Here is a 14382-nt window from a genome sequence, read left to right on the forward strand (position 1 = left end):
CGAGCCTCAGGCATGCAGACAGCGTCGCACCACCCAAGGTGATCACGTACAGGAATCGCTCAATCGCTTACCGAGATCTAGGCATGTAGTACTAGTCCTTGAAGTCCGGCGGGCGGTGCTCCCTGCGGGCCTTGATCGCCTCTTCGAAGTTATGGGTGGTGAGGCGGACGTAGAGCTGGGCGAGCCCCTCCTGGCCCATGTGCGCGTCCAGGCTCGCGGCGTCCAGGCTCGACCACAGCATCCGCTTCGTCAGCTCCACGCCGGGCCGGCTGAACGCGGCGATCCGCTCGGCCAGGTCGTAGCAGGAGTCGAGGAGCTTGTCGCCGGGGACGGCGCGCGAGAGCAGTCCGATGCGCTCGGCCTCGGCGGCGCCGACGTCGCGTCCGGTCAGCATCAGCTCGAAGGCGCGGGACGAGCCGATCGCCCGCGGCAGCAGGTAGCTGAGGCCGAGCTCGCTCGCGGTGAGGCCGTTGTTGATCCCGGCGGCGCGGAACAGCGCGGTGTCGGAGCCGATCCGGATGTCGGCGGCCAGCGCCAGGCAGAGCCCGCCGCCGATCGCCGGGCCGTTGACCGCCGCGATCACCGGCTGGTGGACGCGGCGCATCGCCCGGACCACGTCGTCCAGCAGCTCCATGGAGCGCAGCGCGATGGTCGGCAGCGTCAGCCCGTCGATGCCGGGGATGTCGCCGGGGTTCTCCAGGTCGGCGCCCGAGCAGAAGCCGCGCCCGGCGCCGGTGATGACGACGGCGCGGACGCCGTTGTCGCGGCTCACCTCTTCGAGGGCCTCCCGGAACGGGACCATCACGTCGAAGGCCATGGCGTTCATGCGCTCGGGCCGGTTGAGGGTGATGAGGGCGACGTGCGGGCGCGGCTCGTCGATCAGCACGAAGGGCAAAAGGGCCTCCCCGGAGACAACCTAGCAAGCGTTAGGTTACACGCGGGAACTCCGGCGGGGTCAGGCCGCGCTCGACCACCTTCGCCAGCTCCTCCTCGGTCAGGACGCGCGGCTCCCCGATCGCCTTGGCCCGCACGTACACGCCGCACAGCCACTCCAGGAGGCGCGCGTTCTCGAACGCCTCGTCCAGGTCGCCGCCGATCGCGACACCGCCGTGGTTGGCCAGCAGCGCCGCGCGCTTGCCTCCCGCCATGGCCTTCCGGACGTTCTCCGCCAGCTCGGGCGTCCCGTAGGTGGCGTACTCGGCGACCTTCACCACGCCGCCCAGCAGGAGGGTGTTGTAGTGGATCGGCGGCAGCTCGGGCATGGTCGTCGCGACCACGGCGCCGTAGGTCGAGTGGGTGTGCACGATCGCCGCGGCGGGCGTCGCCTCGTAGAGCGCGAGGTGCATCGGCGTCTCCGACGACGGCGCACGGTCCCCCTCGACGAGCTGCGCGGACATGGTCACCACCGGGCAGTCGGCGGGCTCCATCCGGTCGAGCATCATGCCGCCGGGCGTGACCGCGACGAGGTCGCCCGAGCGGACGCTGATGTTGCCCGACGCGCCGGTCACGAGGCCGGTCCCGGCCAGCCGCCGGCCGATGGCGCACAGCTCGTGCCGTTCATCGTTCAACAACATGCGAATACCTCTCACGTTCTCCGGCGGCATTGCGTACGCTACGGCCCTGACGATCTTTAAGGGGCCCGTCATGACCGTTGTCACACTCGGCGCGCACATTCTGGACGTGCTGGCCCGCCCCGTCGAGGGCATCCCGGACGGGCAGGACACCGTCGTCGTGGAGCAGATCCGCGCCACCGCCGCGGGCGCCGCCGCCGGGACCGCCGTGGCCCTCGCCCGGCTCGGCAACGACGTCATCTCGGTCGGCGCCATCGGCGACGACGACCTCGGCGACCTGCTCGTGACGATCATGACACGGAACGGGGTGGACGCGACCGGGCTCGTGCGGCGGACGGCCGACCAGACGAGCGCGTCGATCCTGCCGATCCGGCCGGACGGGGGGCGGCCGAGCTTCCACGTCCCCGGCGCCAACCTCACCCTCACCGCCGGCGCGGTCGGGCCCGGCCTGCTCGGCGCGGCGGGCTTCGTGCACCTCGGCGGGCCCGACGTCACGTTCGGGCTCAACGACCCGGCCTTCTTCGAGATGCTCGGCGCCGCCCGCGGCAACGGCACCGTCGTCACCATGGACCCGCTGTCCAACCTGCCCGACCTGCTGGCGGGCGCCGCCGCCTTCCTCCCGTACGTCGACCACTTCCTGCCGAACGAGGAGCAGGCCGCCGCGATGACCGGGGAGCAGGACCCGGAGAAGGCCGCCGCCGCGCTGCTCGGCCAGGGCCCGAGCACGGTGGTCGTCACGCTCGGCGCGGACGGCAGCCTCGTCGCGACCGCCGGCGGCGTCCACCGGCTGCCCGCCCTGCCGGTCGGGGTCGTCGACACGACCGGCTGCGGCGACGCCTACTGCGCCGGGTTCATCACCGGCCTCGCTCACGGGAAGGACGTGCTGGAGGCGGCGCGCTGGGGCACCGCCGCGGCGGCGACCGTCGCCCAGGGGCTCGGCTCCGACGCGTGCCTCACCGGCCTGGACGCGGTCCTCGCCCTGCTGGACTGAGCCGCCCTACTGGTCTGACCAGCCCGCTCCCGGGTCCTCCGGCTCAGATCTGCTGCCGCACCGGCCGCCTGACCGGCGCGCCGCACAGCACGGCGTCGGCGGCGATCGCGAGCTGCTCCAGCCGGGCCACCTCGGTGTGGTGGAACGGCGGCGCGCCCGTCCGGGCGGTGACCAGCGCGACCGCCCCCAGGGCGAGTGGCGTGAGCGCGTACTGGGTGCCGTCCGGCGCGGTGAACGCGCGCGGCCGCAGCGGCTCCAGGTCCGGCAGGGCGGCGCCCGGCAGCCCGCCGGCGCTGGCGTGCACGAGCAGCATCGCGCCCTCCCCCGCGGGCTCGGCGAGCCCCGCCCAGTCGGAGCTGAGCAGGGCCGGGACGGCGTCGGCGAGGATCTCCATGCCGCGCTCGGGAACCGCCCCGAGCTGCCCGATCACCTCCGCGTCGGGGAAGGCGCCCTGCGGCTCCAGCGTCGGCCAGATCCCGACGACGTCCACCCCGGCGACCGAGCCGAACCCCTCCATCAGCCGCTCGATGCCCGCGCCCGCGGGCCAGGCGACGGTGAAGTCGTCCAGCGCCCGGCCGGCGCCGCGCTCCAGCACCGCCATCTGCACGACGTCGGCGCCCGCGGCGCCGAGGATGCGGGCCACCTGGCCGAGCGCCCCCGGGCGGTCCGGCAGCCGGACGCGAATCCGCAGCAACATCGCCACCTCCAGTCTCCGTACGGGCCCTCAGTCTCGGCGACCGCCGTTTCCCCGGCGTTACCCCCGCGTGTCGGGCAGAGAAAGACAAGCGGCAAGCGTCGGTGCTGGAATGACGGGCCCGCGTCAAACTAGAGTCCAGACAAGGTCATCGTCAGACCTGTCATACGCACGCCGTCCAGCATTAAGGTAACTGCACGTGTCGAGGGACGGGGAACCCCCAGTCAACGACGGCTCCGGGGCCGGGCCGCGGGCCGCCGGCGGGGACGGGGACGAGGACGCGGCGTTCCGCGAGGACGTCCGGGACGCGCTGGCCGGGCTCGCCGCGCGGCTCGACCGCGAGCACGAGCGGGCCGCGCACCGCGAGGCGGTGATCGACCGGCTGCACGAGGAGAACCAGCGGCTGCGGCGCGGGGAGCTGCAGCACCTGCTGGAGCCCGTCCGCACCGCGCTGTACCGGGTGCACGACCAGGCGCGCCGCGAGTCGGGCCGGCTCGCCGCGCCCGGCGCGGCCGGGCCCCCCGACCCCGGCCAGACCGCGCTGCTGCTCGCCGCGCTCGCCGACGACGTCGCGGACGCGCTGGCGCGGCTCGGCGTCGAGCGGTTCACGGTCGAGCCCGGCGCCCCCTACGACGCCTCCCGGCACCGCCCGGTCGCGGTCACGCCCGTCGCCGACCCGCTGCGCGACGGCACCGTCACCGACGTCCGGTCCGACGGCTTCGAGCAGGGCGGCAAGGTGCTGCGCAAGGCGGAGGTCAGCGTCGGCAAGCTCGACCGGGGCGCCGGCGGCGCGGAGCCACCGGAGCCGGGGCCCTCGGCGCCGGAGGCCGCGGGCGGGGCCGTCCCGGCGGGCCGCGACGGGGCGGGGCGCGGCGAGACGATGAACTCAGGACTCGGGACCGACAGGTGAGAGGGACATGGCTGTCTACGGGATCGACCTCGGAACCACGTACTCCTGCATTGCCTCCATCGACGACGTCGGTCGGCCCTCGGTCCTGCGGAACCTGGAGGGCACCGACACCACGCCGTCCGTCGTCTTCTTCGAGAGCGGCGAGAACGTCGTCGTCGGCGCCACCGCGAAGGACACCGCGGTCCTGGAGCCCGACAACGTCGTCAGCCTGATCAAGCGGGACATGGGCCGCGACGTGACGCGGCCCGTCCACGGGATCGACTTCACGCCGGAGGAGATCTCGGCGTTCATCCTGCTGAAGCTCGCGACGGACGCGCGCACCACCACCGGCGAGGACGCCCGCGACGTCGTCATCACCGTGCCCGCCTACTTCGGCGCGGCCGAGCGCGACGCCACCCGCAAGGCGGGGCGCATCGCCGGGCTGAACGTCATCGACATCGTGTCCGAGCCGATCGCCGCCGCGATCACCTACGGCGTGCTGAACCCCGAGCAGGACCGCACGATCCTGGTCTACGACCTCGGCGGCGGGACGTTCGACACCACCGTCATCACGCTGCGCGACGGCCACATCGAGGTGGTCTGCACCGACGGCGACCACGAGCTCGGCGGCGCCGACTGGGACGCGCGGCTGGTGGAGCACCTCGCCGAGCGGTTCCGCGAAGAGCACCCCGGCGCGGGCGACCCGCTCGACGACAGGCAGACCGAGCAGCAGCTGCGCCGCGACGCCGAGGACGCCAAGAAGGCCCTCACCACCCGCACGTCCCACACGGTGCGGGTGATGCACGACGGGCGGGTCGCGGCGGTCGAGGTCACCCGGGAGAAGCTGGAGGAGCTGACCAAGGACCTCCTCGACCGCACCGTGGAGATCACCGGCCGGACGCTGTCGACGGCCGCCGAGAAGGGCGTGCACGAGTACGACGACCTCGTCCTCGTCGGCGGGTCCACGAAGATGCCGGTGGTCGCGGCGCGGCTGCAGACCGAGCTCGGCCTGCCCCCCCGCCTGCAGGACCCCGACCTCGCCGTCGCCAAGGGCGCCGCCCTGTACGCGTTCGAGGAGACCTACCGGCGGCTCGTGCGGGAGGGCGCCGCCGACCGCGCCGAGGAGATGGCGAACCGGGCGGGCCTGTCCGCCGAGCAGCAGAAGCAGATCACCGGGCGGCAGATCAAGACGGTCGCCTCGCACGCGTTCGGCATCGTCGTGGTCGACCGGGAGACCGGCGCCGAGACCGTCGCGCACCTCGTGCACGCCAACGACGCGCTGCCCGCCGCGAAGACCGAGGACTTCTTCACCGTCTACGACGACCAGGCGTCCGCCGACATCCGGGTGATGGAGCAGGCCGGCGTCGTCGAGTCCGCCGACCTTATCGACAACACCGAGATCGCGACCGGGGAGATCCGCGTCCCGCCGGGCAAGAAGGCGGGCTGGCCGATCGGCGTCACGTTCGCGCTCGACTCCTCCGGGCTGCTGAACGTCACGGCCGTGGAGAAGGAGACCGGCGAGCGGCTGGAGCTGAAGGTGGACGTCGGCGGCATGTCGGAGGAGGAGGTCGAGCGGTCCCGCAAGGCCCTCTCCCGGGTCCAGGTGAGCTGAGCGGCCGGCCGGCCGCCCGGAGGCCCCCGTGACGTTCGACGACGACTACCGGCGGGACGTGCTGGAGCCCGCGCGGGCGGCGGGCGACCAGCCGCCCGAGGACCTGCGCGTCCGGTACGCGCTGGACGGCCCGCTCACGGCGGAGACCGTCCCGGCGCGGGTCAAGCGGGTAAGGCAGTGCTGGCGGCGGGCCCGCGGCCAGCTGAAGTACCGCAAGCTGATCGACCGGCTGGAGGCCGAGCACCGCGAGCTGGCGCCGCTGTTCGCCGCCGCCGAGCGCGGCGACCTGCGGCCGCTGGAGCACCGGTTGCGCGGCGGCGCCGAGCGCACCGAGCGGCGCCGCGGCGAGGCCCGCGCCCGCCTCGCCGACGCCGCCGGGGCGCTGCGGATGGCGGCGCCCGCCGAGCTGGAGGGCATCGCCCGCACCGCGGGCGTCCCCCGCGCGGAGCTGGCCCGGCTGGCCGCCGCCGACGGCATCGAGATCCGCGAGCCCGACCCGCTGCCGTCCGCCGCGCCCTACCCCGCGTACCGGAAGGTGCGCGAGTCGCTGGACGTGCTCGGCAAGCGGCACCTCGCCGACTTCCTGTTCGGCGCGCGGCTGACCGGCCCGATCCGGGTGCTGGACGGCTTCGCCGCCCCGGACGGCGCCCTGCGCCCTGACCGCGACGCCGTCGCCGCGGCCGGCGCCGACTGGGCGCGCCGCAGCCGCGACACCAGCACCACCCACGCCGACACCGTCCTCGCCGCGCTGCGCTCGGACGCCGACCCGCACGCCCTGCTGCTGTTCGACGTGGCCGACCGGCTGCGCGAGCGGCTGCGCCAGCGGGCCTCGGAGCGGGCCCTGCTCCGGTACGCGGTGGAGGACCTCGGCATCGACGGGGGCGACGCCCGCCGGCTGGTGTTCGCGCTCGTCCGGGAGAGCGGCCCGGCCGCCGGCGGCGGTCCCGCGGGCCGGCTGCGCGCCCTGCTCGACGCGGGCGACGTGCACGCCGCCGCCGAGTTCGCCGACGCCGCCGGGATCCCCCGGCCCGGCCCCGGCGGGGAGCCGGCGGAGGAGGAGGCGCTCGCCGCCGAGGCCCGGCACCGGCTCGACACCGCCCTGCGCCTGCGCGAGACGGCCGCCGCCGAACCCGACCCCGACCGCGCCTTCCGGCTCCTCGCGGACGCGCTGCGTCTCGTCCGCGACCTGCCCGGCGCCGAGAGCCACCAGCGGCGCCTGCCGCCGCGCCCCGTCCCCGCCCTGCACACCGACGCCGACGCGGCGGGCGGCGCGGTGCGGCTGTCGTGGGAGGCGTCGCCCTCCACGGCGGGCGAGATCGCCTACCGCGTGGTGCGGCGGGCCGGGCGGGCGCCGCGGGACGTGCGGGACGGCGACCCCGTCGACGGGGCGCTCGACGAGCGCCCGCCGGTGAACGTGCCGCTCTACTACGCGGTGTTCGCCGTGCGGGGCGAGGGCGTCGCGGCGCCCGCCGCGGCGGGGCCCGTCGTGGTGCGGCCGGAGCCCGCCGAGGTCGCGCTGACCGGCGGGGACGGGCAGGTCACCGGGCGGTGGCGGTGCCCGGCGGAGGCGGCGCGGGTCGTCGTCCTGCGGGACGGGCGGGCCGTGCCGACGGGCCGGGACGGGTTCCGGGAGCGGGTCCCCAACGGGCGGACCCTCCACTACCTGGTGTGCGCCGTCTACCTGGACGCGGCCGGGCGCGAGGTCATGACCGAGGGCGTGCGCGCGTCGGTGACGCCGACCGCGCCGCCCGAGCCGGTGTACGAGCTGAGCGCGGAGGCCGACGACGCCGACCCGGGGCTGGTGCGGGTCCGGTTCGCGCCGCCGCGGAACGGGGCGGTGGAGCTGGTGCTGTCGGAGGGGCCGCCGCCGTGGCCGCGCAGCGCGGTCGTGCCGCTGGAGGAGGTGCGGCGGGAGACGCGGCGGCTGGCGTGCGCCCCGGCGCCGGGCGGGCTGGACGTGCGGCCCGGCGCGGGCGGGTGGCTGCTCGCGGTGACGGTCGCGGAGGGCACCGCCGCGATCGGCGCCTACCACCGGCACGTGAACCTGCCGCCGCCGCGCCGGCTGGTCGCCGAGCGGCGCGGCGCGTACGTGCACGTCGGGTTCGACTGGCCGGCGGACGTCACCGAGGTCGACCTCGGCTACTCGGTCGGCGGCGACGAGCGGCCCGAGGGCCTGCCGCAGCCCGGGGGCGACGCCCCGCGCCCCGCGGTCCGCCGCGCGGAGACCGTGACGCGCGCCGCGTACGACACGCAGGGCGGCATCCGGATCCCCGCCCCCGAGGACGCGGCCGTCGCGCTGACGGTCGCCGCGGCCGGGACCGTCGGCGGCGCGCGCGTGACCGGGCCGCCGGTGAGCGCCGCGCTCGCGGCCCGCGCGGTCGTCCGCTACGACGTGCGGCGGTCGGGGCCGCCGTGGCGGCGGACGCTGACGATCCGCCTCACCGCGGCCCGCCCGCTGCGGGTGGCGAGGCTGTCGCTGGTGCTGTGCGCCGGGCGGGTCATGCCGCACCGCCCCGGCGACGGCGACACGCTCGGCTCGTGGGAGCAGGTGCCGGTGCCGGGCGAGCTGTCGCTGGCGGCGCCGGCGGCGTCCGGCCCGTACTGGCTGCGCTGCTTCGCCGACGACGACGGCGTCGAGCTGAGCGACCCGCCCGTCCGCCGGCTGCGGGTCGCCGGATGACGCGGGCGCCGGCCTGGGCGGCGATCCCCGGGGTGCCGTCCAGGCAGGGCATCACCTGCCCCTACTGCTTCGCGCCGGTGGCGCCGCAGCGGGTGCTGTTCCGCTGCCGCGGGCAGGCGGGGCGGCGGCAGGGCTGCGCGCCGGTGCTGGACGAGGCGCTCGCCGCGTACACGGGCTCGACGGCGGGCGCGTCGCTGCCGCCGGTGTTCGCGGCGTCCGGGCGCAAGGGCCGCGCCGAGTGCCCCTCCTGCGGGCTGCCGACCGGGAACCGGGCCTGCCCGGAGTGCCACAACCCGCTGCCGTCGGCGTACTGCGACTCCCCGGGCCGGATCGTCGCGCTGGTCGGGGCGAAGAACGCCGGGAAGAGCACCTACATCGCCGTGCTGCTGCACGAGCTGATGAACCGGGTCGGCACGGAGCTGGACGCCTCGCTCGTGGCGTGCGACGACCGGACGATCGAGCGGTACAAGCGCGACTTCGCGCGGCCGCTGCTGGAGGAGCGGCGGCTGCTGCCGACGACGGCGAGCGCCGCGACCGGGCCCCGCGAGCCGCTGGTGTACCTGCTGACGCGGACGCGGCGGGGCCGGTTCGCGCGCCCGCGCAACGACTCGCTGGCGCTGGTGCTGTTCGACACCGCCGGCGAGGACCTGCGCAGCCGGGAGGCCACCGACCTGCACCTGCGCTACCTGGAGGCGGCCGACGCGATCATCTTCCTGGTCGACCCGCTGGAGCTGCCGGGGGCGCGGGCGGGCGTGCGGGAGGCCGTGCCGGCGCCCCGCGCGGCCGGGGACGACCCCGACAGCGAGCCGCTCAACATCATCGCCCGGGTCACCGAGGCGCTGCGGCAGCGGCACGGCACCCGGCCGGGCGCGCCGCTGCCGGTGCCGGTCGCGGTGGCGCTCACCAAGATCGACGTGCTGCGGCCGGGGCTGCTGCGGCAGTCGGCGCTGCACCGGTCCCGGTCGGGGCGCGGCGTCCTGGACCTCGACGACAGGGACGCGGTGGACGAGCAGATCCGGGCGCTGCTGCACGAGTGGCAGGCGGGGCAGCTCGACACCTACCTCGGGCAGCAGTACGCCGACCACGCGCTGTTCGGGCTGTCGGCGCTCGGCGGCGTCCCCGAGCGGGGCCGGGTCGGCGCGGGCGGCGTCCGCCCGTACCGGGCCGAGGACCCGCTGCTCTGGCTGCTGTACCGGTTCGGGATGCTGGACGGCGTCCGCCCGGGGGGTGGGTAGTGGCCTGGCAGCTGCACTACACCTCGGCGCGGCGCGGGCCGACCGGCCGGGCCGGGTTCCAGTTCGTCGCGGAGACGCCCGGCCTGCCGGACGGGGTCCGGGCGGGCGTGACGCCGTACCTGGCGTACCGGCCGCCGCCGGAGGCGCCGGCGTCCCCCGACGAGGCCGAGCTCGGCCTGTTCCCGGTGTCGCTGCTGTACGACCGGGTCGACGGCCGCCCGCTGCTGCTGCGCTGCCGCTACCTCGGCCGCGACTACTCGGGCCGGTACGGCAACTTCTTCGCGCACGCGGTGGTGGCCGAGCCCGACGAGCTGGAGGGGCTGCGGCCCGCGGAGCTGTGGCAGGCCGCGCACTGGGCGCAGGGCCCCGGGGCGGACGCCGTCCTCGACCCGCTCGACGAGCTGGACCCGGGCTCCGCGCTCGATCCCGAGGCCCTGGCGGCGTGGCTCGCCGCGTCCGGCCCGGACGACCCGTACGCGCTGCTCGCCCGGCTGGTGGACGCGGTCGCGGGGGTCCTCGCCCGCGGCCACGGGCGGGTCGTGCTCGTCGCCGACGACGTCGAGCTGATCGCCCGGTGGATCGCGGTGGTGTCGTACTCGCTGCCGGTCGCGGCGGCGGCGCGGCTGTCGTTCGTCACCTACACCGCCGACCCGGACGGCGCGGCGCAGCGGCTGGTCGGCACGACGCCCGAGATCTGGGCGGGCGCGCGGCACCGCGCCTCGCACGCGTCGGCGTTCGACCTGCGCGCGGGCGGTGCGGACGGTGCGGGCGCCGCGGGCACGGCGGGCGCCGCGGGCGGGCAGACGAGCCGGTTCGCGCGGACCGTCGCCGACTGCTGGCGCGGCGCCGACTTCGGCGGCCTCGACGCGCTCGGCGAGCTGGCGCCGCTGGACGACCCGGCGCGCGAGGGCGCCGCCGCGCTGCTGGCGCTGTGCCGGGGCGACGCGGACGTCACCGCCGCGGAGCAGGGCGCGGCGGCGGAGCTGCTGGCGCGGCGGGGGTCCGCGATCCCCGGCTGGGTGTGGCGCGACCTCGTGCCGGGCGTGGCGGCCATGGGGCCGGGCCTGGCGCTCGCGGTGCACGAGCACGCCCCCGCCGCGCTGCGGGACGCGGTGCTGGACGGGGTGGTCGCCGGGCTCGCGGCGGGGCGGGCGTCCGCGCTCACCCCGGACCACTGCGACCTGCTGTACCGGCACGCCGAGCGGCTGCGGGCGGTGCCCGACGCGGCGGTCACGGTGCTGACGTCGGTCGCCCGCCGCCATCCGGGGCGCCGCATCGCGGTGACGGGCGAGCTGCTGCGGCTGGAGTGCGACGGCCTCGACGACGCGCTCCGCGAGGTGTGGGAGGCGCCGCCGTCCGCGGGCGAGTGCGCCGACCTGCTGGACGCCCACGGCCCGCATCCCGCGCTGGCGGGGCTGCCGTCGCGCACGTTCACGCGGCTGGCCTTCCCCGGCGGCGAGCGCCTCACCGACACCGCGTCGCTGCGGCTCGCCGAGCGGGTCCGGGAGGTCATGCCGGACGGCCGCGCCGGGCTCGACGCCGCCGTGGTGAAGGCGTACGCGGCGGCGGTCACCGCCGGTCCCGAGCGCGCCGCCCGCGCGCTCGCGGAGATCGCGGCGGCCGGCGGCGCGTCCCCGCAGCTCGCCGGGGAGGCGTTCGAGGGGGCGGCGCGGCGGCTGGCCGAGCGGCCGCCGGGCGTGCGGGCGGAGCTGCTCGCGGCGCTGCCCGCGCCCGTCCGCGCGCGGGTCGCCGAGCGGTGGACCGCCGAGCTGGCCGGGCGGGCGCGGGCGGGGCGGGGCCCGCTGCTCGGCCGCGACATGGAGCGGCGCAACGACCTGGTCGAGGTGGTGCTGCGGCTGCGCGGGCGCGGCGCCGCCGAGCCGTCCCTGGAGGCGTGGGCGCGGGCGGCGGCGGGGCGCTGGCTCGCCGCCCGGCAGCTGGAGCCGCGGCTGTCGCGCAGCCCGGAGCTGCGCGCCGCGCTCCGCGACCTCCTCGCCGAGGGCGGGGGGTGAGGCGTGCATCCGGTCATCGTGCTGCTGCTGATCGCCGTGTGGCTGGCCGCCATGTGGCTCGGGTTCATGTACGTGTTCCCGGTGCTGTTCGCCGCGACGCTGGTCGTCGCCGGGGCCGCCGCGCTCGGCGTGTACTACCTGCACGCGTGCCGGACGCTCGCGCCGTCCAGCCTGGAGGGCCCGTCGCCGGTCGCCGCGCCGGACACCGCGTACCGGCACTACCTGCTCGGCCAGGTGTGGCGCGACTGGTGGACGATCAGCCGGACGGTCGTCCCGCAGGTGTACCGGACGGCCCGCGCCACCGTCACGCGGCTGACGCGGACGCTGCTCGGCGGCCCCTGGGGGTTCTTCGTCTTCCCGGTGTGGCTGGCGCTGTGCGCGGGGATCGTCGCCGCCGCCGTGCCCGCGTCGGTGTTCGTGCTGGCGCTGACCCTGCTGTACGGGGTGGTCGCGGCGGTGGGGCTCGCGGCGTGGCTGGCGTGCGTGCTCGTCCTCGCGGCGGTCGAGCGCGGCTTCATGATGTACGGGCGGATCCTGCAGACCTGCCCGCATCCGTTCTGCTACGAGCGGATCGCCCTGCCGGAGTACGAGTGCCCGGGGTGCGGGGCGCGGCACCGGCGCCTCGCGCCCGGCTCGGGCGGCGCGTTCCGGAACGTGTGCCGGTGCGGGGCGCGGCTGCCGACCACCGTCCCGCTCGGGCGGTTCCGGCTCGCCGCGTACTGCCCGCACTGCGGCGGGCGGCTGCCGGAGCGGATCGGGCGGGTCCGGGTGGAGCCGCTGCCGTTCGTCGGCGGCCCGGCCGCGGGCAAGACCACGTTCATGGTCCTCGGCATCCGGGCGCTGCACACGCGCGCCCGCGCCGTCCACGGGCGGCTCGCGTTCGTGGAGCGGAGGCACGCGCAGGCGTACGCGGGCGCGATCCGCGAGTTCCAGCGCGGCGGGCGCCTCGCCAAGACGGGCCCCGAGCTGCCCCTCGCCACCATGGTGGACGTCGAGCTGCCGGGGCGCGCGCGGCGCATCCTCTACCTGTTCGACCCCGCCGGGGAGCACTACACGGGCGCGACGGAGGTCGAGTCGCTGCGCTACCTCGACCACAGCGAGGCGCTGCTGTTCATCGTCGACCCGTTCGCCCTCCCCCAGCTGCGCCGCACCCTCACCGGCGACGAGCGCGAGTTCATCGACCACGCGGCCGTGTCCTCCGAGGAGGACCCGGCCGACACGCTGCAGCGGGTGCTGAACGACCTGCGGTCGCGTCCCGACCAGGGGCGGCAGAAGCGGGTCGCCGTCGTGGTCACCAAGACCGACCTGCTGGTGCGCACCGAGGTCGGCCGGTGCCTCGGCGAGGACACCGACCTGCGCGAGTGGCTCGGGCAGGTCGGCCTCGGCAACACCGTCCGCACGCTGGACCAGGTCGCCGCGCAGGTGCGGTACTTCGCGTCGGGCCTCGGCACCGACCCGGCGGACGTCGCCGACCTGCTCGGCTGGGTGACCGGGCTCGGCCCCGCCGGGGCGGCGGCCGGTGACGCGCCGCCCACCGAGGCCGCGCAGGACCCGCCGGGCACCGCGCCGCTGCGGGCGCCGTGGCCGGTGCGGGGGCGCGGCGCGGGCCGCGTCCCGATCGGCTACCAGGTGGGGCGCTGGGCCGTGCTGGCGGGCGTGTCGGCGCTGACCGTCGCCACCGTCACCGGGGCGGCCGTGGCCGCCGCCGAGCGCTTCCCGTTCTGAGCCGCCCCGACCTCAGAGGGTTGTGTGACGGAACTGACCCGGCGTAGGTTCGACGGGTGATCATCCGCATCGGCATGGCTCCGGCAGCGTCCGCCCTCACCACCGAGGCGCTGAGCGCGCTCGCGCTCGGCCTCGAACGGGAGGGCTTCGACTCCCTCTGGGTCTCCGAGCGCGTCACCGGCCCGGCCCTGGACCCCGTGGTGACCCTCGCCTACGCGGCGGCGCTGACCTCGCGGATCAAGTTCGGCACGGCGGTCATGACGCTGCCGGGCCGGTCCCCCGCCGTCCTCGCCAAGGAGCTGGCCTCGCTGGACGTGCTGTCCGGCGGGCGGCTGCTGCCCGCCTTCGGGCTGGGGCTGCGGCACGCGGGCGAGCAGCAGGCGTTCGGCGTCCGGCGGGAGGACCGCGCGGCGATCTTCGAGGAGGCGCTGCCGCTGCTGCGCCGGTTCTGGGCCGAGGACGAGGTCAGCCACGACGGCCCGCGGTTCCGCTACGAGGGGCTGCGCGTCCTGCCGAAGCCCGCCGCGCGGGGGTTCGACGTGTGGATGGGCGGGACGTCGGAGCCGGAGCTGCGCCGCACCGGGCGGCTGTCGGACGGGTGGCTCGCCGCGTTCACGACCCCCGCGGAGGGCGAGCGCGGGCGGCGGATCGTCCAGGAGGCGGCGGCCAGGGCGGGGCGCGAGATCGAGGAGGAGCACTTCGGCGCCGTCGTGCCGTACCGGCGCGGGCCGCTGCCGCCGGAGGCGGAGGCCCGGCTGGCGCGGGTCCGCCGGATCAACGGCGCGGCCCCGCTGGACGACGTCGTGCCCGACCTGGACGGCCTGGCCGACCATCTGCGCCGGCTCGTCGGCGCGGGGCTGTCGAAGTTCGTTCTGGCGCCGCTGGCGCCGCCGGAGGACTGGGACGCCGAGCTGGCCGACGTCCGCGACGCCGCCCTGCACCTCCAGACCAGGCGCTGAGCGCGCGCAGCCGG

At 76.7% G+C, this 14382-nt stretch carries 11 protein-coding genes; 8 read left to right on the forward strand and 3 right to left on the reverse strand.

The genetic code is table 11. The features are described from left to right. Positions 1-91 precede the first annotated feature (91 nt). Positions 92-886: an enoyl-CoA hydratase gene (locus CHF16_RS11795; protein ID WP_245868416.1), complete on the reverse strand. Its 795-nt coding sequence runs from the start codon at positions 884-886 to the stop codon at positions 92-94. Between the two features lie 40 nt (positions 887-926). Beyond that, the gene (locus CHF16_RS11800; RefSeq protein WP_089326029.1) at positions 927-1574 is read right to left on the reverse strand and encodes a class II aldolase/adducin family protein; all 648 of its coding nucleotides are present in this window, start codon (positions 1572-1574) and stop codon (positions 927-929) included. Positions 1575-1644: 70 nt separating this feature from the next. On the opposite strand from CHF16_RS11800, the gene CHF16_RS11805 reads away from it, so the two are divergent. After that, on the forward strand, positions 1645-2562 hold the full coding sequence (locus tag CHF16_RS11805) for a carbohydrate kinase family protein (RefSeq protein ID WP_089326030.1): 918 nt from the start codon (positions 1645-1647) through the stop codon (positions 2560-2562). A gap of 43 nt (positions 2563-2605) precedes the next feature. Here the strand turns inward: CHF16_RS11805 and CHF16_RS11810 are convergent, their stop codons facing one another. Beyond that, on the reverse strand, positions 2606-3259 hold the full coding sequence (locus tag CHF16_RS11810; protein ID WP_089326031.1) for an ACT domain-containing protein: 654 nt from the start codon (positions 3257-3259) through the stop codon (positions 2606-2608). A 196-nt stretch (positions 3260-3455) separates the two neighbouring features. Here CHF16_RS11810 and CHF16_RS11815 point away from each other — a divergent pair, with 196 nt between their 5' ends. From CHF16_RS11815 to CHF16_RS11845, 7 genes are read left to right on the forward strand one after another with little or no spacing between them, the layout of a single operon-like run. Then, complete coding sequence (locus tag CHF16_RS11815) at positions 3456-4166, forward strand: nucleotide exchange factor GrpE (protein ID WP_089326032.1); 711 nt, start codon at positions 3456-3458, stop codon at positions 4164-4166. 7 nt (positions 4167-4173) lie between these two features. Beyond that, the gene (locus CHF16_RS11820) at positions 4174-5757 is read left to right on the forward strand and encodes an Hsp70 family protein (RefSeq protein WP_089326033.1); all 1584 of its coding nucleotides are present in this window, start codon (positions 4174-4176) and stop codon (positions 5755-5757) included. 28 nt (positions 5758-5785) lie between these two features. Further along, positions 5786-8437 (forward strand): SaeA-related protein, encoded by a 2652-nt coding sequence (locus tag CHF16_RS11825; protein ID WP_089326034.1) that lies wholly within the window; start codon positions 5786-5788, stop codon positions 8435-8437. After that, the gene (locus tag CHF16_RS11830) at positions 8434-9672 is read left to right on the forward strand and encodes a TRAFAC clade GTPase domain-containing protein (RefSeq protein ID WP_089326035.1); all 1239 of its coding nucleotides are present in this window, start codon (positions 8434-8436) and stop codon (positions 9670-9672) included. Before CHF16_RS11825 ends, CHF16_RS11830 begins: the two co-directional genes overlap by 4 nt. Continuing rightward, a complete protein-coding gene (locus CHF16_RS11835; RefSeq protein WP_089326036.1) occupies positions 9672-11684 on the forward strand; it encodes a GAP1-N2 domain-containing protein in 2013 nt (670 codons plus the stop codon). Before CHF16_RS11830 ends, CHF16_RS11835 begins: the two co-directional genes overlap by 1 nt. A gap of 3 nt (positions 11685-11687) precedes the next feature. After that, positions 11688-13409, forward strand: coding sequence for a TRAFAC clade GTPase domain-containing protein (locus CHF16_RS11840; RefSeq protein ID WP_089326037.1), 1722 nt, complete (start codon positions 11688-11690; stop codon positions 13407-13409). A gap of 56 nt (positions 13410-13465) precedes the next feature. Then, positions 13466-14368, forward strand: a complete 903-nt coding sequence (locus CHF16_RS11845) for an LLM class flavin-dependent oxidoreductase (protein WP_089326038.1) — start codon at positions 13466-13468, stop codon at positions 14366-14368. The last annotated feature ends 14 nt before the right edge of the window (positions 14369-14382 follow it).

This window comes from Actinomadura meyerae, assembly GCF_900188445.1.
GTDB classification, from domain to species: Bacteria; Actinomycetota; Actinomycetes; order Streptosporangiales; family Streptosporangiaceae; genus Spirillospora; species Spirillospora meyerae.

Bases quoted from the DNA above. Each gene is read 5' to 3' on its own strand.
- CHF16_RS11800 (WP_089326029.1), bottom strand. From the start codon at position 1,574: ATGTTGTTGAACGATGAACGGCACGAGCTGTGCGCCATCGGCCGGCGG.
- CHF16_RS11805 (WP_089326030.1), top strand. From the start codon at position 1,645: ATGACCGTTGTCACACTCGGCGCGCACATTCTGGACGTGCTGGCCCGC.
- CHF16_RS11810 (WP_089326031.1), bottom strand. From the start codon at position 3,259: ATGTTGCTGCGGATTCGCGTCCGGCTGCCGGACCGCCCGGGGGCGCTC.
- CHF16_RS11820 (WP_089326033.1), top strand. From the start codon at position 4,174: ATGGCTGTCTACGGGATCGACCTCGGAACCACGTACTCCTGCATTGCC.
- CHF16_RS11830 (WP_089326035.1), top strand. From the start codon at position 8,434: ATGACGCGGGCGCCGGCCTGGGCGGCGATCCCCGGGGTGCCGTCCAGG.